Annotated in this window: 18 protein-coding genes; 10 read left to right on the top strand and 8 right to left on the bottom strand. The window is 64.3% G+C overall.

Annotation, left to right across the window (positions count from 1 at the left end; genetic code table 11):
- The first annotated feature begins 385 nt into the window (after window positions 1-385).
- The 6 genes from ORS3428_RS02900 to ORS3428_RS02875 all read left to right on the top strand — a co-directional run bounded on the left by ORS3428_RS02900 (window position 386) and on the right by ORS3428_RS02875 (window position 4,929).
- Window positions 386-1,075, top strand: coding sequence for an N-acyl amino acid synthase FeeM domain-containing protein (locus ORS3428_RS02900; protein WP_244507835.1), 690 nt, complete (start codon window positions 386-388; stop codon window positions 1,073-1,075).
- Window positions 1,076-1,220: 145 nt separating this feature from the next.
- Entirely contained in the window at window positions 1,221-1,370 is a 150-nt protein-coding gene (locus ORS3428_RS02895; protein WP_071094340.1) for a DUF3096 domain-containing protein, read from the top strand.
- Window positions 1,371-1,524: 154 nt separating this feature from the next.
- On the top strand, window positions 1,525-1,749 hold the full coding sequence (locus ORS3428_RS02890) for an aa3-type cytochrome c oxidase subunit IV (protein WP_071094339.1): 225 nt from the start codon (window positions 1,525-1,527) through the stop codon (window positions 1,747-1,749).
- Window positions 1,750-1,836: 87 nt separating this feature from the next.
- Complete coding sequence (locus ORS3428_RS02885; RefSeq protein WP_071094337.1) at window positions 1,837-3,111, top strand: Re/Si-specific NAD(P)(+) transhydrogenase subunit alpha; 1,275 nt, start codon at window positions 1,837-1,839, stop codon at window positions 3,109-3,111.
- Complete coding sequence (locus tag ORS3428_RS02880) at window positions 3,111-3,530, top strand: NAD(P) transhydrogenase subunit alpha (protein WP_071094335.1); 420 nt, start codon at window positions 3,111-3,113, stop codon at window positions 3,528-3,530. Before ORS3428_RS02885 ends, ORS3428_RS02880 begins: the two co-directional genes overlap by 1 nt.
- Before the next feature lies 1 nt (window position 3,531).
- Entirely contained in the window at window positions 3,532-4,929 is a 1,398-nt protein-coding gene (locus ORS3428_RS02875; RefSeq protein WP_071094333.1) for an NAD(P)(+) transhydrogenase (Re/Si-specific) subunit beta, read from the top strand.
- A gap of 79 nt (window positions 4,930-5,008) precedes the next feature.
- On the opposite strand, the gene gyrB is transcribed toward ORS3428_RS02875, so the two are convergent.
- On the bottom strand, window positions 5,009-7,480 hold the full coding sequence (gene gyrB / locus ORS3428_RS02870) for a DNA topoisomerase (ATP-hydrolyzing) subunit B (RefSeq protein WP_071094331.1): 2,472 nt from the start codon (window positions 7,478-7,480) through the stop codon (window positions 5,009-5,011).
- On the opposite strand from gyrB, the gene ORS3428_RS32915 reads away from it, so the two are divergent.
- Window positions 7,455-7,754: a hypothetical protein gene (locus ORS3428_RS32915; RefSeq protein WP_131802831.1), complete on the top strand. Its 300-nt coding sequence runs from the start codon at window positions 7,455-7,457 to the stop codon at window positions 7,752-7,754. The two genes, gyrB and ORS3428_RS32915, sit on opposite strands and share 26 nt — an antisense overlap.
- A 65-nt stretch (window positions 7,755-7,819) precedes the next feature.
- Here ORS3428_RS32915 and ORS3428_RS02865 read toward each other — a convergent pair whose 3' ends face one another.
- Window positions 7,820-8,401: an NADPH-dependent FMN reductase gene (locus tag ORS3428_RS02865; protein ID WP_071094329.1), complete on the bottom strand. Its 582-nt coding sequence runs from the start codon at window positions 8,399-8,401 to the stop codon at window positions 7,820-7,822.
- A 178-nt stretch (window positions 8,402-8,579) separates the two neighbouring features.
- Between ORS3428_RS02865 and ORS3428_RS02860 the strand changes: the two genes are divergently transcribed.
- A complete protein-coding gene (locus ORS3428_RS02860) occupies window positions 8,580-9,950 on the top strand; it encodes a cytochrome P450 (protein ID WP_071094558.1) in 1,371 nt (456 codons plus the stop codon).
- A 65-nt stretch (window positions 9,951-10,015) separates the two neighbouring features.
- Here ORS3428_RS02860 and ORS3428_RS02855 read toward each other — a convergent pair whose 3' ends face one another.
- The 6 genes from ORS3428_RS02855 to ORS3428_RS02830 all read right to left on the bottom strand — a co-directional run bounded on the left by ORS3428_RS02855 (window position 10,016) and on the right by ORS3428_RS02830 (window position 15,595).
- Window positions 10,016-10,999: a complex I NDUFA9 subunit family protein gene (locus ORS3428_RS02855; RefSeq protein WP_071094327.1), complete on the bottom strand. Its 984-nt coding sequence runs from the start codon at window positions 10,997-10,999 to the stop codon at window positions 10,016-10,018.
- 167 nt (window positions 11,000-11,166) lie between these two features.
- A complete protein-coding gene (locus ORS3428_RS02850; protein ID WP_071094325.1) occupies window positions 11,167-12,168 on the bottom strand; it encodes an Ldh family oxidoreductase in 1,002 nt (333 codons plus the stop codon).
- 92 nt (window positions 12,169-12,260) lie between these two features.
- Window positions 12,261-13,070: an ABC transporter permease gene (locus ORS3428_RS02845; RefSeq protein WP_071094324.1), complete on the bottom strand. Its 810-nt coding sequence runs from the start codon at window positions 13,068-13,070 to the stop codon at window positions 12,261-12,263.
- Window positions 13,070-13,783, bottom strand: a complete 714-nt coding sequence (locus ORS3428_RS02840) for an ABC transporter permease (protein ID WP_244507837.1) — start codon at window positions 13,781-13,783, stop codon at window positions 13,070-13,072. Before ORS3428_RS02840 ends, ORS3428_RS02845 begins: the two co-directional genes overlap by 1 nt.
- Before the next feature lie 144 nt (window positions 13,784-13,927).
- Window positions 13,928-14,722, bottom strand: coding sequence for a transporter substrate-binding domain-containing protein (locus ORS3428_RS02835; protein ID WP_071094320.1), 795 nt, complete (start codon window positions 14,720-14,722; stop codon window positions 13,928-13,930).
- A gap of 57 nt (window positions 14,723-14,779) precedes the next feature.
- The gene (locus tag ORS3428_RS02830; protein WP_071094318.1) at window positions 14,780-15,595 is read right to left on the bottom strand and encodes an ABC transporter ATP-binding protein; all 816 of its coding nucleotides are present in this window, start codon (window positions 15,593-15,595) and stop codon (window positions 14,780-14,782) included.
- A 210-nt stretch (window positions 15,596-15,805) separates the two neighbouring features.
- Between ORS3428_RS02830 and ORS3428_RS02825 the strand changes: the two genes are divergently transcribed.
- On the top strand, window positions 15,806-16,678 hold the full coding sequence (locus ORS3428_RS02825) for a dimethylarginine dimethylaminohydrolase family protein (RefSeq protein WP_071094316.1): 873 nt from the start codon (window positions 15,806-15,808) through the stop codon (window positions 16,676-16,678).
- The gene (locus ORS3428_RS02820; RefSeq protein ID WP_083354964.1) at window positions 16,648-17,325 is read left to right on the top strand and encodes a TetR family transcriptional regulator C-terminal domain-containing protein; all 678 of its coding nucleotides are present in this window, start codon (window positions 16,648-16,650) and stop codon (window positions 17,323-17,325) included. Before ORS3428_RS02825 ends, ORS3428_RS02820 begins: the two co-directional genes overlap by 31 nt.
- Window positions 17,326-17,344: the final 19 nt, after the last annotated feature.

Here is a 17,344-nt window from a genome sequence, read left to right as displayed (position 1 = left end):
GAATATTTGCAGGGAAAGCGACCGGTGTCGTCCGTCAGAATCCGTGCAAGATCAAATATTTGCATTGGGCAGCGGATTCTACCGAAACCTGTGCGGCGCCAGTGTTTTCTCGCCTCTGAATTCGCAGCAACCTTCACAACGAAAGCGAGCTTGGATCAAGACAGCCGGCCTGCTTTCCCGGCTAAACTCTGTCGGCGGAAGCTACCCCGGATATTAAGGTTAACGAACAGTAAATCAGCAATATCGAATTTTCGCCTTGTGTCTCATTTCAACTCGAATAGCCTCATTCCCGAGCGGATACGGGGATTTGAGAATGGATGCTGCGGGGACAGTCGCGCAGGYTGGCGCAGGCGCAAACGCTGGTTCGGCGCTGAACAGGTCGATCATGCAATTGCTGGAGCATGTCGACTATCGTCTCATCACAGGTGGCGAGGACCTGGAGGCGATCTACCGCCTTCGCTATCACTCCTATCTGCGGTCAGGCATGTGCGGGCCGATCRCCAGCGGAATGTTCGAGGACCGCTGGGACAATCTGYCGAATTCCTACCGGTTCGGCGTCTATTTCGACGGCCACCTGGTCAGCACGCTGCGGCTCCATTACATTTCCCGCGAGCATCCCTACTCGCCCTCCGTCGACGCCTATCCGGAAATATTGTCCGAGCGGCTTGCGCGCGGAGAGACCTTCATCGACGGAACCCGTTTCGCAACCGATCCTGACAGCGCGCCGGCGCCGGGTGTCCTGCCTTTCCTGACGCTCAGGCTTGGCATGGTGGCCTCCTCTTACTTCGGCCAGACCGCTGTGCTCACGCCGGTCAAGGTGGAGCACTCCGCTTATTACGCCCGCATCTTCCATGCCGTGCAAAGGACCGAGGGCAAGGTGTTCCCGGGCGTTCTCGCTCCGATCGCCTTGTTCGAAATCCCCTGTGGCGAAAATCTGCGCCAGACGCTCGAACGTTTCCCGTTCTTCAAGTCGACGCCGATGGAACAGCGTCTGATGTTTGCCAATCCGGCCATCAACCGGCTGACGCCCCTGTCCATCATACCGACCGCCAAATACTATTGCGACGCGGCCTGAACGGGCGCGCCTCCGCGCTTTGTGGACCTTTCCAGCCGCTTCGCCGTTATGAAGGTGCGGCGCCGTCACCACCGGTGCTGTCGAAAATCCCGCCCGCAGGCGTTTCGCCCCGGGCTATGTCGGGTTGTGCRCGGGAAGGGTTATCATGAACATTCATGCGATTGCGCTCACGCCCCTGATCTCGCTGATCGCCGGCATACTGATCCTGGTGATGCCTCGCCTGCTCAACTTCATCGTCGCGCTCTACCTGATCGTCGTCGGCCTGATCGGCCTGTTTCCCCACCTTGCCAGCTGAAATCGACGAGCGGTTCCGCTGTCGCGGCGAAGTCGTCCGCCCAATTTCAACTTTCATTTGAGGCTGTTGTCGCGGYCCGTGCGGCAATAGCGCCATTGCTCTTGGTCCGGCTTTTCGCTATGTGCCTCGAAGGCATTTTCGAAGGGGTATTCCTATGGCTGATCACACGCCGACCGGTCCTGTCGAACTGGGCGCGCAGATGGACTATGCCGAGCACGATCGCACCTACAAGGCATTCCTGACGCTTGCCAAGTACGGCTCGCTCGTCTGCGCCGCGATCCTGGTGGCCATGGCATTCGGTTTCTTTGTCGGCGGCTTCTTTTCCGGGGTCATCTTGTTCATCGTGATCACGGCCCTCGGCGCTCTTATTCTGCGGTAGACCTTCCAAAGCCCATTTGCCCGTGACGCCGCCGGCGGGTCCGGCCGACGCCTGGGTGCATCAGGCTCCAGCCGAAAGGATCATGCGGTGGGACAGACGGTATTCATCCCTCGTGAGCTTGACGCCAACGAGCCGCGTGTCGCGGCTTCGCCTGAGACGGTGAAACGGCTGGTGGGCCTGGGCTTCGAGGTGATTATCGAAAAAGGCGCCGGCCTCGGTTCCCGCATCCCCGACCAGGATTTCGCCGCGGTTGGCGGCACGGTCGGAACGGCCGGCGATGCCAAGAAGGCCGATGTGGTGCTCAAAGTGCGCCGGCCGACCGATGCCGAGCTGAAGGGCTACAAGACGGGCGCTGCCGTCATCGCCATCATGGACCCCTACGGCAACGATGCGGCGCTTGCCGCGATGGCCAAGGCCGGCATCACCGCCTTCTCGATGGAATTCATGCCGCGCATCACCCGCGCGCAGGTGATGGACGTGCTCTCCTCGCAGGCCAATCTCGCCGGCTACCAGGCGGTGATTGACGCGGCGGCCGAATATGACCGCGCCCTGCCGATGATGATGACGGCCGCGGGCACCGTGCCGGCGGCCAAGGCCTTCGTTATGGGCGTCGGCGTCGCCGGCCTGCAGGCCATCGCCACCGCCCGGCGCCTGGGCGCCGTCGTCACCGCCACCGACGTGCGTCCGGCGGTGAAGGAGCAGGTGCAGTCGCTCGGCGCGAAATTCCTGGCGGTCGAGGACGAGGAGTTCAAGGCGGCCGAGACCGCCGGCGGCTACGCCAAGGAAATGTCCAAGGAATACCAGGCCAAGCAGGCGGCGCTGACGGCCGAGCACATCGCCAAGCAGGACATTGTCATCACCACGGCGCTGATCCCCGGTCGGCCGGCGCCGAAGCTGGTCTCGGCCGCCATGGTCGCCTCGATGCGGCCGGGTTCGGTGATCGTCGACCTCGCGGTCGAGCGCGGCGGCAATGTCGAAGGCGCGGTGCCCGGCAAGGTCGTGACCACGGAAAACGGCGTCAAGATCGTCGGCCATCTCAACGTGCCGGGCCGCGTCGCGGCGTCGGCCTCGCTGCTCTATGCCAAGAACCTCTACGCCTTCCTCGAGACGATGGTCGACAAGACGACGAAGCAGTTGGCCATCAAGCGCGACGACGARCTGGTCAAGGCAACGATGCTGACCGATGGCGGCCAAGTCGTGCATCCCAATTTCGCCAAGGCGGCCGAGGCGCCGCGCACCGAACCGGCGGYGATCCCGGCCACGACTATTGTCGCCGACGCCAACCCTGCTGCGAAGAAGACAACGGCGAAAAAACCTGCCGCAGCCAARCCGCCCTCATCCAAGCCGAAAGGGACCRCGTGATGGACGCCTTGCAGAAAGCCCTCGACCAGCTCGATCAGGCGACCGCCGCCGTTCGGCTCGCCGTGCAGGACCTGCCCAATGCGCCGGCTGCAGAGGCTGCCGGCAACGCGGCGCACGCGCTCTCAGGCGGCGCCATCGATCCCTTCGTCTTCCGCTTCGCCATCTTCGTGCTGGCGATCTTCGTCGGCTACTACGTCGTCTGGTCGGTGACGCCGGCGCTGCACACGCCGTTGATGGCCGTCACCAACGCCATCTCCTCGGTCATCGTTGTCGGYGCGCTGCTTGCCGTCGGCATCGCGGCTTCGGGTCTTGCCGCGGGCTTCGGCTTCGTCGCCCTGGTGTTGGTCTCGGTCAACATTTTCGGCGGCTTCCTCGTCACCCAGCGCATGCTCGCCATGTACAAGAAGAAGGACAAGTGACGTGACCGTCAATCTCGCTTCCTTCCTCTATCTGATCTCGGGCATCCTGTTCATCCTGGCGCTGCGCGGCCTTTCGCACCCGACCACGAGCCGGCAGGGCAACCTCTACGGCATGATCGGCATGGGCATCGCCATCGCCACCACGCTGGCGCTGGCGCTCCCATCCGCCGGCCGCTTTGGCCTGATCGTGCTGGGTCTCGCCATCGGCGGCGGCGTCGGCGCCTATGTGGCGCGCCGCATCGCCATGACCTCGATGCCGCAGCTGGTCGCCGCCTTCCACAGCCTGGTCGGCTTCGCCGCCGTCATGGTGGCGGCAGCGGCAATCTATGCGCCGGAAAGCTTCGGCATCGGCACGGCGGGCGACATCCACGCCCAGGCGCTCATCGAAATGAGCCTCGGCGTCGCCATCGGCGCCATCACCTTCACCGGCTCGGTCATCGCCTTCCTGAAGCTCGACRGCCGCATGTCCGGCAAGCCGATCATGATCGGCGGCCGCCATCTGATCAACATCGCGCTCGGCGCCGCGTTGGTCGCGCTGATCGTGCTGCTCGTCACCACCGAGTCCAAGCTTGTCTTCTGGCTGATTGTCGCCGCCTCGCTGGTGCTTGGCGTGCTGCTTATTATCCCGATCGGCGGCGCCGACATGCCGGTCGTGGTGTCGATGCTGAACTCCTATTCCGGCTGGGCGGCGGCAGCGCTCGGCTTCACCCTCGGCAACCTGGCGCTAATCATCACCGGCGCGCTGGTCGGCTCGTCTGGTGCGATCCTGTCCTACATCATGTGCAAGGGTATGAACCGGAGTTTTGTCTCCGTCATCCTTGGCGGTTTTGGTGGGGAAACGGCTGCGGCGGCGAGCGACGGCATCGAGCGCACGGTCAAGCAGGGCTCGGCCGACGACGCCGCCTATCTGATGATGAACGCCCAGAAAGTCATCATCGTGCCGGGCTACGGCATGGCGGTCGCCCAGGCGCAGCACGCGCTGCGCGAGATGGCCGACAAGCTCAAGGCCAACGGCGTCGAGGTCAAATACGCCATCCACCCGGTCGCCGGCCGCATGCCTGGCCACATGAACGTGCTCTTGGCCGAAGCCAACGTGCCGTATGACGAGGTATTCGAGCTGGAGGACATCAACTCCGAATTYGCGCAGGCCGACGTTGCCTATGTCATCGGCGCCAACGACGTCACTAACCCGTCCGCGCGCGACGACAAGTCCTCGCCCATCTTCGGCATGCCGATCCTCGACGTCGACAAGGCCCGCACCTGTCTGTTCGTCAAGCGCTCGCTCGGCTCCGGCTATGCCGGCATCGACAACACGCTGTTCTACAAGGACGGCACCATGATGCTGCTCGGCGACGCCAAGAAGATGACCGAGGAAATCGTCAAGGCCATGGACCACTGATCGGCCGCAGCTTCTGCAACAAAAGAGCCCGGCGTCCGCCGGGCTTTTTTGTTGCAGAATGCTGTCGGCCGGATCCCTCTCAGATGTCCAGATTGGCCACCGACAGCGCATTGTCCTGGATGAACTCGCGCCGCGGCTCAACCTCGTCGCCCATCAGCCGCGAGAAGAGCGAGTCGGCATCCGTCGCGTCGGCCACCTTGACCTGCAGCAGCGAGCGCACATTCGGGTCGAGCGTCGTCTCCCAGAGCTGTTCGGCATTCATCTCGCCGAGGCCCTTGTAGCGCTRCATGGTGAGCCCCTTGCGGCCGGCGGCGAACACCGCATTGAGYAGCGCCAGCGGGCCGGAAAGGATCTCCGCGGCGTCCTTGCGGCGCAGCGTCGGCTGCTCGCCATAAACTTCCGCAAGCCTCGGCGCATAGCGGTCGAGCTGGCGTGYGTCGGCCGAATTGATCAGCCCGGCATCGAGCTGGACCGCATCCTTGACGCCGCGCACCGTGCGCTCGAACACATAGCCGCCCGAGCCGTCATTGGAGGTCGAAAGATGCCCGGTCCAGCCGCGCTCCGTCTCCTCCGCGATCATGTCGAGGCGACTAGCGACACGCTCCGCCATGGCGTTGGCTCGGCCGAGATCGGCAAGCACATCGGCGTTGAGCGCGCCGGCGATCGCCGCCTGCTCGACGACGCTGCGGTTGTAGCGCGTGTRCAGCCCGTTGATCAGGTGCCGCACCGCCAGCGCGTCGTTGACGGCCGTGCGCAGATCCGGTCCGGTGCGCACCTCGCCGGAAGCGAGCTCCAGCGACGTCTCTTCCAGCCCGGAGTCGATCAGATATTCCTCATAGGCGTTTTCGTCCTTGAGATACTGGAAGCTCTTTCCGCGCGTCACTTTGTAGAGCGGCGGCTGGGCGATGTAGAGATGGCCGCGCTCGATCAGCTCCGGCATCTGCCGGAAGAAGAAGGTGAGCAGCAGCGTGCGGATGTGGGCGCCGTCGACGTCGGCGTCCGTCATCAGGATGATCTTGTGGTAGCGCAGCTTGTCGGCATTGAACTCGTCCTTGCCGATCGAGGTGCCGAGCGCGGTGATCAGCGTGCCGATCATGTCGGAGCTGAGCATGCGGTCGAAGCGGGCGCGCTCGACATTCAGGATCTTGCCGCGCAGCGRCAGGATCGCCTGGTTCTGGCGCGAGCGCCCGCCCTTGGCCGAGCCGCCGGCGGAGTCRCCCTCGACGATGAAGATTTCCGACTTCGCCGGATCGCGCTCCTGGCAGTCGGCGAGCTTGCCGGGCAGCGAGGTGACGCCGAGCGTGCTCTTGCGCGTGATGTCGCGCGCCTTGCGCGCGGCCTCGCGCGCCGCCGCCGCCTGGATCACCTTCTCGACCACCACCTTGCCTTCCGTCGGATGCTCTTCCAGCCAGATGCCGAGAGCCTCGTTGACCAGGCTTTCCACCACGGGGCGGACCTCGGACGAGACCAGCTTGTCCTTGGTCTGCGAGGAGAATTTCGGATCCGGAACCTTGACCGACAGCACCGCGGTCAGGCCTTCGCGGCAGTCGTCGCCGGTGAGCGTCACCTTTTCCTTCTTGGTCTGGCCGGAAGACTCGCCATAGCCGGTGATCTGCCGGGTCAGCGCCGCACGGAAGCCGGCCAGATGCGTGCCGCCGTCGCGCTGCGGGATGTTGTTGGTGAAGGCCAGCACATTCTCATGGTAGCTGTCGTTCCACCACATCGCCACTTCGACGGTGATGCCGTCGCGCTCGGCGCGGATGGCGACCGGCTTTTCGATCAGCGGCTTCTTCACCCGGTCGAGATATTTGACGAATTCCTCGAGCCCGCCGTCATAGTGCAGCTCGTGGCGCACGAGATCGGCATGGCGGGCATCGGTCAGCACKATGCGCACGCCGGAATTGAGGAAGGCAAGCTCGCGCAGCCGGTGCTCCAGCGTGTTGTAGTCGAACTCGATCATGCTGAAGGTTTCGGCCGACGGGAAGAAGGTTATCTCGCTGCCGCTGCGGCCCTCATAGGTGCCCGCAYGCTTCTCCTGCTCGTAGCTGCCCGTCACCTTCAGCGGCGCGTCGGGATTGCCGTGCGTGAAGCTCATCTCGAAGATTTGGCCGTTGCGCCGGATCTTGAGCTTCARCCATGCCGAAAGCGCGTTGACCACCGATACGCCGACGCCGTGCAGGCCACCGGAAACCTTGTAGGAATTCTGGTCGAATTTGCCGCCGGCATGGAGCTGCGTCATGATGACTTCGGYCGCCGAAACACCCTCGCTTGAGTGGATATCGGTCGGAATCCCGCGGCCATTGTCGATGACCGTCACCGAGCCGTCGGGGTTGAGTGTCACCGAGACGAGGTCGGCGTGCCCGGCCAGCGCCTCGTCGATGGCGTTGTCCACCACCTCATAGACCATGTGATGCAGGCCCGAGCCGTCATCGGTGTCGCCGATATACATGCCCGGCCGCTTGCGGACGGCATCCAACCCCTTCAAAACCTTGATGGAATCGGCGCCGTACTCGGCTTCCACGCCAATGGCGCTTTCGGTCTGGTCGCTCATAAAAACCTGTTTGATTGATGCTGCTGGTCCGGCAGGGGAAAATGGCCCCGAATCGCGCCGTTTTGATGTCCTAGATATAGGCGCAAATAGCGGTTTTTCCAAGGTTTACGGGCATTTTGCCGGCTTGGCGGCAGGGTCTTTCCGAGGCCTCGGCGCGCTGGCTCGGCAAGTGGGCTGGATGCTGATGCATGTTGCCCAAAACTGCGCAGCGGTTTTGGGAGAACGACATGCATCAAAACAAAGGCGCGTTGTCTTCAGCGCGACGCGCCTTTAGGACCAGGCGGTCGCGAAAGCTGCCTCAGAACGCTGCGACGCAGCCGGCCTGGTCGGCATCCGCCTTTACTCCGATGGCAGGCCTGCGCGCAGTGCCTTCAGCGCCTCGCTCCAGCGGAGCAGTTCGTCGAGCATAGTCCTGGCGCCCTGCTGCACATAGTCGCTCGCCTGGTACGCGCCATCCTTGTCGAGCAGCGTCCTGTAGGATGGCAGCGCCACGCCTTCCGGGATCGGCATGACGCCGACGGAGGTGAGCAGCGGCTTGAGCGCCTGCGCCGCGCGCAGGCCGCCCGAGACGCCGCCGTAGCTGAAGATCGCGGCGGGCTTGTATCGCCATTCCTTGAGCAAGTAGTCGACGGCGTTCACGATCGCCGGCGCAACGAAATAGTTGTATTCCGGCGCCACGAAGACGAAGGCATCGGCGGCGTCGACCGCCTTCGACCATGCCTTGGTGTGCTCGTTTTCGTATTTGCGGAGCCTCGGATGGTGCGGCTCGTCGAGCAGCGGCAGCTTGAACGCGGCAATGTCCGTTAAAACCGGTTCGAACCTGCCGTGCTCGCGCGCGAAGCCGTCRAGCCACTCGGCGAAAATCGGTCCGGCACGACCGGGCCTCGTGCTGCCGATGATGATGCTCAACTGATGCTTCACGGGTGGCTCCTCGATTGACGGTATCCGTTGGCGACTAAGGCAACCAATCCTCGGCAACAAGCATGCATTTGCCGGCTGCGTTCACATTCAGGCGAGGCCATTCGCGGTTCTGCCGTTCAGTCACATGGACGCCTGCTTTGCCGGGCGTTACATTTGGCAGCGCCAGCGGAGCATGCTCATGGACACCAAGCCCGCCCCCTTCGTGCCGCCCGCGCCGAAGCCGCGCACCCAGCCGYCCTCGACGCTGGAGATGATGCGCATCGTCTACCGTAACCCGCTCGAGCTGTGGGGCGAACATACCTATAACGAGCCCTGGATCTCGGTGACCGGCATCGGCGGGCCGCTGGTCGTCGCCAACGATCCCGGCCTGATCCGCCATGTACTGGTCGACAACRCCAAGAACTACAAGATGGCGACAGTGCGCCAGCTGATCCTGCGCCCGATCCTGCGCGACGGCCTGCTCACCGCCGAGGGCGAGGTGTGGAGGCGCTCGCGCAAGGCGATGGCGCCGGTGTTCACGCCGCGCCACATCTTCGGCTTCGCCGGACCGATGCTGAAGCGCACGCTGGAATTCGTCACCCGCTACGAGGCCGGCGGCACGACCGACGTCGCCCGTGACATGACGATGCTTACCTATGACATCCTGGCCGAGACGTTGTTTTCCGGCGAGATCGCGGGCGAGCAAGGCAGCTTCGCCAAGCAGGTCGACCACCTGTTCGAGACGATGGGCCGCGTCGATCCGCTCGACCTCTTGCRCGCGCCGGAATGGCTGCCGCGCCTCACCCGCATCCGCGGCCGCAAGACCATGGCCTATTTCCGCAACATCGTTGCCGGCACGGTGAAGATGCGCGAGGAGCGGTTGAAGCGCGACCCCGAAGGCGCGCCGCAGGATTTTCTGACGCTTCTCCTGAGAGCCGAGGGGCCGGACGGCCTCACGCGCGCCGAAGTCGAGGACAACATCATCACCTTCATCGGCGCCGRCCACGAGACGACGGCGCGCGCGCTGGGCTGGACGATCTATTGCCTCGCCGAGGCGCCGTGGGAGCGCGAGAGAATCGAAAAGGAGATCGACGCCGTGCTGGCGAGGGAGCCCGATCCGACGAAGTGGCTCGACGCCATGCCGCTCACCCGCGCCGCCTTCGAGGAGGCRCTGAGGCTCTATCCGCCGGCGCCGTCGATCAACCGCGAGCCGATCGAGCCGGAGACCTGGAACGGTCTCTACATTCCGAAATACGCCGCCGTCCTGGTCATGCCCTGGGTCGTGCACCGCCACCGCAGGCTTTGGGACAGGCCGGACGCCTTCATGCCCGAGCGCTTCCATCCGGGAAACCGCGACAGGATCGACCGCTTCCAGTACCTGCCTTTCGGGGCGGGCCCGCGCGTCTGCATCGGCGCCAGCTTCGCCATGCAGGAGGCGATCATCGCCCTGGCCATCCTGTTGTCGCGCTTCCGCTTCGACGTGACGGCCGAGACCAGGCCGTGGCCCGTGCAGAAGCTGACCACCCAGCCGCAGGGCGGGCTGCCGATGCAGGTTTCACATCGCAATTGAGGGAAATTCTCTCGAATCAGCGCGATTCCGAGTGAAAACCGCTAAACGCTCTTCCTGGAGTTGCTCTACCTGTCAGCGATCGGCCGGCGCTGCTGGAACTGGCCGGCGGCGCGGAACCGCCAGAGATAGCTGGGCAGGATGGTAGCGATCGCCTGCGGCCGGATGCCGAGACCGCCGAGCGTCCTGTCCGCTTTGGCCGCGGCTTCGGAGACGACATTGTGCGCGCGCAGCTGCAGCACCTGGTCCTTGGTCAGCATGGGGTTGGGCAGCAGGCCGAGGATCGAGGCCTGGATGTTCGCCATCCACCACGGCACCGGCACCAGAAGACGCCGGCGATCGATGACGGCGAGCAGTTCTTCCATGCATTCCTTGAAGGTCAGCACCTGCGGGCCGCCGAGCTCGTAGATCTGGCCGCCCTTGACGTTGCCGTCGACCGAGCGCGCCACCGCTTCGGCGACGTCGCCGACATAGACCGGCTGGAATTTCGTCTTTCCGCCGCCGATCAGCGGCAGGACGGGGGAGACGCGCGCCATGCTGGCGAAGCGGTTGAAGAAGCTGTCTTCCGGTCCGAAATTGATCGACGGCCGCAAGATGACGGCATCCGGGATCGTCTCGAACACCGCCTTCTCGCCGAGCGCCTTGGTGCGGGCGTAGTCGGAAGGCGAGTTCAAATCGGCGCCGAGCGCTGAGATGTGGGTGAGGYCGGCGCCGACCGAGCGGGCAGCCTCGGCGACGGCGCGCGCGCCGAACTCGTGCACGGAGCCGAATTTCTGCCGGCCTGTCTCATGCAGGATGGCGACGAGGTTGACGACGTGGTCGGCTCCCTGCACGGCGCGGTCGATCGACCAGCGCACGCGCACATTGGCCTGCACAGGCTGGATCTGGCCGACATTGCCGAGCGGTTGCACATGRCCGGCGAGGTCGGGCCGCCGGCAGGCGACGCGGATGYGGTAGCCGCGCTTGGYGAGCGCCCRCACGACATGACGGCCGACAAAGCCGGACCCGCCGAAGACGACGACGAGCTTGGGGGTCTGCAGGATTTCGGTCATGRCTGGCTCCGGCGCGCATGGTGCTTGGCTAGAGGCGTTCATAGTCGGTTTCGCGCCAAAGGCAAAGGGTGGTCGGAGCCAATCACGCCCTTGTTCGGTCTGCGGCTGCCAGCCCCGATTCATGCCAGAGGGCGCTGCGCCGGAGCGCCAATCGCCCCCCTTGTCGATCAGGCCGAATAGCGCTCGGCGAATTCGGAAATGCGCTGCACCACGTCCCTGGAGACCGTGATGCCGCGAGCTCTCGCCTTCTCCGCGGCCTCGGCCCGGGCGCGGCCGGGGATGTGCACGCCGTAGCGCCGCCGCAGCCGGTCGAGTTGGTCGCGCATGCGCTGTTCGAAATCCGGGTCGAGCAGCTTCGGCTCGACGGCGAGCACGAAGAGCCCGGTGCCCGGGCTGTCCGGCCCGCCGCTGAACCAGGGCGCGTCGAGCGACCAATTGGCGCCGGAAATGCCCGYGGCCAGCACCTCGACCATCAGCGCGATGTTGGCGCCGCGCTGGCCGCCGAAGGCGAGCATAGCGCCCTTCATCGCCGCCGCCRGATCGGTGGTCGGATTGCCGCTGGCATCCAGCGCCCAGCCTTCCGGGATCCTCTTGCCGTCCTCGGCCGCCTTGCGGATGTTGACGAAGGCGGTGGCGCTCGAGGACTGGTCGATCACCAGTTGCGGCCCGTCTGCGGCGGGCGCGGCAAAGGACATCGGATTGGTACAGTAGACCGRCTTGACCGAGCCTGAGCCTGCCAGCACCGCCGGCCCGTTGGTGGCGGCAAAGGAGACCAGGCCCTGTGCGGCCAGCCGTCCCGTGAAATAGCCGAGCGCGCCGCAGGTATAGGCGTTCTTTTGCGAGAAGATGGCGACGCCGAACAGTCTTGCCGCCTTGGCGAGATCATCGATGGTGCGATCAAAGCCAGTATGGGCGAGCCCGCCGCGCGCGTCGGAAAGATAGACGGCGAGCGCCGGGCGGGTGATCACAGGGTCGGCATGGCCGTCGATGCGCCCGGCTTCAATCGCCTCCAGATAGTCGATCAAATGCGACAGCCCGACCGCCGACAGGCYCTCCGCCTCCGCTGCAATGATCGAGGCGGTGAGCGACYGCGCCGCTTCCTCATTGGCGCYGGCCCCCAATGCCGCCATGCGGCAAAGTCCTGTTGCCTGCTCGAGGGTAAGTTGCATCGAAAATGCCTCTAAGCGAATAGCAAATAGGGAATAGCGAGTAGGAAATCCTGCGAATTGCCCGCTATTCGCTACTCCCTATTCGCTATTCGCTAGCCAATCTTGACCGGGATCCGCGCCTCGATCCGGCTGAAGATCAGGACGAGGATGCCGGTGATGGCCATATAGATCAAGGCGAGCAGCAGCAAGGGTTCGTAGGTCAGGTAGGTATCCTGCCGCACCTTGGAGGAGACGGCGAAGATGTCGATGACGCTGATCGTCGCCACCAGCGGCGTCGACTTCAGCTGCAGCACGGTTTCGCCGGTCAGCGTCGGCAGCGCCCGGTAGAAGGCCTGCGGCAGCCAGATGCGGCGGAAGATCTTGAAACGGCTCATGCCGAAGGCACGAGCAGCCTCGAGCTGCCCCTTAGGCACGCCGGCAAAGGCGCCGCGCATCACCTCGCCCTCATAGCCGGCGAAAGACAAGGTCAGCGCCAGCACGCCATAGGGCCAGGCTTGCCTGAGATATGTCCACATCCAGGACTCACGTATCCACGGATACTGCGGAAAAATCGATCCGAGCCCGTAATAGAGCAGCCAGAGCTGCAGGAGCAGCGGCGTTCCGCGGATGATGGTGCAGAAGACCTTTGCAGGCACGGCGAACCAGAACGGCCCGCCGGCCTGCGCCRGGCCGAGCGGCACGGCGAGCAGGAAGCCCAGCGCGCAGGTGACAATGAGAATCCAAAGCGCCCGCCAGATGCCGAGCAGCCCCATTTCCCAATATTGCGGCAGCCAGTCCCAGCGCATGAAGAAGGCCGCGCAGAGGACCAGCGCCAGTGCAACGAGGATCAGCGCGATGCGGTGCGGCTTCAGCCAGAGCGAGGCGCGCGCCGCCATGTTGATGGCAGTCGCATCGGCCGACATCAGCGTGCCTCCTTGACGGAAGGCGTGCCGCGCCGCGACCAGGCTTCGACGCGTCCGATGACTAGGTTGGAGAACAGCGTCAGCGCCAGGTAGAGCRCACCGGCGGCGAGGTAGAAGATCAGATAGGCCTTGGTGACGCCCGCCGCCTGCCGCGTCGCAAGTGTCAGCTCGAAGAAGCCGACGACGGCAAGCAGCGCGGTGTCCTTGGTGGCGATCAGCCAGAGATTGGCAAGGCCCGGAATGGCGAAAGGCAGCATCGCCGGCAGCGTGATGCGCCTCAGCATCAGAAGCGGCGGCATGCCGTAGGCGCGCGCGGCCTCGATCTGGCCTTGCGGGATGGAGAGGATGGCGCCGCGGATCACTTCCGTCGAATAGGCGCCCTGGACGACGCCCAGAACGAAGATGCCGGCCRCCAGCCCGCTGATGTCGACGCGCTGGTAGTCCATCGCCGTCAGCACCTGGTTGATGAGATCGGTGCCGGCATAATAGAGCAAGAGGATCAGCACCAGTTCCGGTACGGCGCGCACCACAGTTGTGTAGACCGCCAGCAGGTCGCGGATCACCGGCCCGCCATAAAGCTTGCCAAAGGCGCCGCCGGTGCCGATCAGCAGGCCAAGGCAGGTGGCGCCGATCGCGATCTCGATCGAATGCAGCAATCCGACGAGCAAGGTGYCGCCCCAGCCGGGCGGCACGGGCGAAAGGAGTTCAATGATGCCGGCCGCAGAGGCCGGAAGAAAGGCGTCGATCAGCTTCGCCCCCGAATTGCTGGCACACCGCTCAAGCAGCCTTCAGCGGCGGCGTGCGTGGCAAGGTCGGGGCATGGGCGCGCCATGCCCCGTGACTCTCATGTGGAAGCGTCAGTTCGACTGCGGTGCGCCGCCGTAGATGTCGAAGTCGAAGTATTTCTTCGAGATCTGGTCATACTTGCCGCTGGCGCGGATCGCCTTGATGCCGGCGTTGATCTTTTCCTTGAGCGCGGTGTCTTCCTTGCGCACGCCGGCGCCGACACCCGGTCCGAGCACTTCGTCGTCCGGTGCCACCATGCCCTTCAGGTCGCAGCAGGCCTTGCCCTGGTCGGTCTTGAGGAACTCGCCGAGCGCGATGGAATCGGCCTGCACCGCGTCGAGACGGCCGGCGGCAAGGTCATTGTTGGCTTCGTCCTGGGTCTGGTATTCCTTGATTTCCTGTGCGCCGGTGAAGTGCTTCTTGGCGTAGACGGCATGTACCGTCGACACCTGGACGCCGATCACCTTGCCCTTGAGGTCGTCCGGCGAGGCGCCGAACTTCTGGTCCTTCGGCCCGATGATCGCCGTCGGCGTGTTGTAATACTTGTCCGAGAAGTCGATGGTCTTCTTGCGTTCGTYGGTGATCGACATCGAGGAGACGATGAGGTCGATCTTCTTGGTGGTCAGCGCCGGAATGATGCCGTCCCAGGCAACCGGCGTGATGACGCAGTCGAGCTTCTCCTCGGCGCAGACGGCATCGATGAAGTCGATCTCCCAGCCGACCCACTTGCCGCTCGCATCCGGCGAGGTGAAGGGCGGATAAGGTTCGGYGGCGACGCCGATCTTGACCTGTTCGGCCTTGGCCACGCCCATCGCGGCGACGCCGAAGAGCAGCGCCGCGGCGAATGTCTTGAGAACAGTCTTCATGTCAGAACTCCCACTTTGTTGTTGTTCCCGGTTTTTTCGCCCCGCTTGACACCGRCCCTAGCCGACGTTGCGGAGGAATTGCTTGAGCCTTTCGGATTTGGGCGCGCCGAACAATTGTTCCGGCGGGCCTTCTTCCTCGACCAGCCCGTTGCAGAGGTAGACGACATGTGTCGCGACCTCGCGGGCGAACTTCATTTCATGCGTTACCAGCACCATGGTGCGCCCCTCGCGCGCCAGGTCGCCGATCACCTTCAACACCTCGCCGACCAGCTCCGGATCCAGCGCCGAGGTAGGCTCGTCGAACAGCATGACGCGCGGATTGATCGCGAGCGCCCGGGCTATTGCCGCGCGTTGCTGCTGGCCGCCCGACAGGTATGCCGGATAGACGTCGCGCTTTTCGGCGAGGCCGACGCGGGCAAGCAGCTTCTCGGCCTGGGCGATCGCCTCGTCGCGCTTTATGCCGAGCACATGCACCGGGACCTCGATGACGTTCTCGATCAGCGTCATGTGGCTCCACAGGTTGAAGTTCTGGAACACCATGCCGAGCCGGGAGCGGATGCGTTCGATCTGCTTGCGGTCGGCGGGAACGGTGTGGCCGAAGCTGTCGGCCTTCAGCTTGATCTCCTCGCCATTGACGCGGATGATGCCGCTCGTCGGGTTTTCCAGGCAGTTGATGCAGCGCAGTAGCGTCGATTTGCCGGAGCCGGAGCCGCCGATGATGGCGATCACCTCGCCGTCGCGCGCCGAAAGCGAAACGCCCTTCAGCACGTGCAGATGRCCGAACTTCTTGTGCAGGTTCTCGACATGGATGGCTTCGGCCGCGCCGCTTCGCGCCTCGCCGGACGGGACTGCGGCAGCTTCCACCGCGCTCACCGGGTGACCTCTAAATGGTCGACGGCAGTTCGTCGAACGTCTATCCGGCTCATCAACATACGCTGTACTGCTCGCTCCAGTCTTCAGCATGGACTCAACAGCGCGAGCCCGTCAATCCCGCTCATTACGGCACTTGCGGCCTTGTTGTGCAAGTGTATAAATAGCCATTCATGAAATTTTCTCGACTTTTTTCAGCTTAAAAGGGCATCGATGAGCGCTTTCGGGTCACAGTCCATGGCGGCGCCGCTGCGGCGCGTGCTGATGCGGTCGGCTGCCAACGCCATGCGCGACGCCGACAGAGYAGCCTGGCACTATGGGCCGGGCTTCAACCCGGCGAAAGCAGCGTTGCAGCACGCGGTCCTTGCCGAACTGGTGGCGGCTTCAGGCGCCGAAATCGAATGGATCGAGGACGAGGCCGACGGACTTTCGGATTCGGTGTTCACGCACGACCCATCGCTGATGACCGACCGCGGCGCGCTGATCCTGTCCATGGGCAAGCCATTGCGCGCCAGGGAACCTTCACTGCATGAGGAAACCTACAGAAGGCTGGGCATTCCGATCCTCGGCCGCATAGAGGCTCCTGGCCAGGTCGAAGGCGGTGATTGTGTATGGGTCGATGCCCGCACGCTGGCGATCGGGCGCGGTGTCCGCTCCAACCAGGAAGGCATCCAGCAGGTTTCCAACCTGCTGACGCCGCTGGGCATTTCCGTCTACGGCTTTGATCTGCCGCTGTGGCAGGGCGAAGAGGCATGCCTGCATCTGACGTCGGTGATCAGCCCGCTGGCCGACGACCTCGCACTGGTCTATTCACCGCTTTTGCCGGCCCCCTTCTACCAGATGCTGAAGGCGCGAGGCATCCGGCTGGTCGAAGGCGACGCCGGAGAGTTCGCCACTTCCAACGGACTCAGCCTGAACGTGCTGCCGACCAGCCCGCGCAACGTCATTGCCGTTGCAGGCTTTCCCAAGACCAAAGCCGCTATGGAAGCCGCCGGCTGCACCGTTGAAATTTTCGAGGCGGATGCGCTCTGYATTGCCTGCGAAGGCGGGCCGACATGCCTGACGCGGCCGATCCTGCGCCAATGAATGCGCCGTCCCGCCGCAAGTTCCGCCGCGAGGGTGAGGAGCGGCGGCGGCAGGATCTGATCGAAGCGACCCTGGACTGCGTGGCGGAACTTGGCCTCCAGGGCGCCACCTTGCGCACCATCGCATTGCGTGCCGGCGTCACCGCCGGGCTGATCCGGCACTATTTCCCCGGCAAGGAAGAATTGCTGCAGGAAGCCTATACAGCGCTGGTCGGCCGCATGACCGAGCAGGCGAAAGCAGCATTGGTCATGGAAGATGCCTCGCCGCGCGAGCGCCTTGCGGCTTTCATCACCGCCAACCTCAACCCGCCGATCATCGACGCGCGGGTGTTTTCGCTCTGGGCCACCTTCCTCGGCCGCGCCAGCGCGGATCCGACCCTGGCTCGTGCTCACCGCGAAGGCTACCTTGGCTTTCGCAACGAGGTGGAAGCGGTTGTGGCTGAAGTGCTCGCCGCCGAACAGCGCAAGCTGGACGCAGGTCAGCTGCGCCATCATGCCATTGCGATCAATGCCATCATCGACGGGCTCTGGATCGAAGGCTGCCTTGCCGGCGAGATGTTCTCGCCCGGCGAATTGGCGGCGATCGGCATCAAGGCTGTCGAGGCCGAACTCGGCCTCGCGCCACTAGAGCAATTCCAGGAAAAGTGAGAAGCGGTTTTCCGTCCGG

The organism is Mesorhizobium sp. ORS 3428 (assembly GCF_001854785.1).
Classification (GTDB): domain Bacteria; phylum Pseudomonadota; class Alphaproteobacteria; order Rhizobiales; family Rhizobiaceae; genus Mesorhizobium.
The sequence above is the reverse complement of the archived record's forward strand: the minus strand, read 5'-3'. Positions and strand labels throughout refer to the sequence as shown.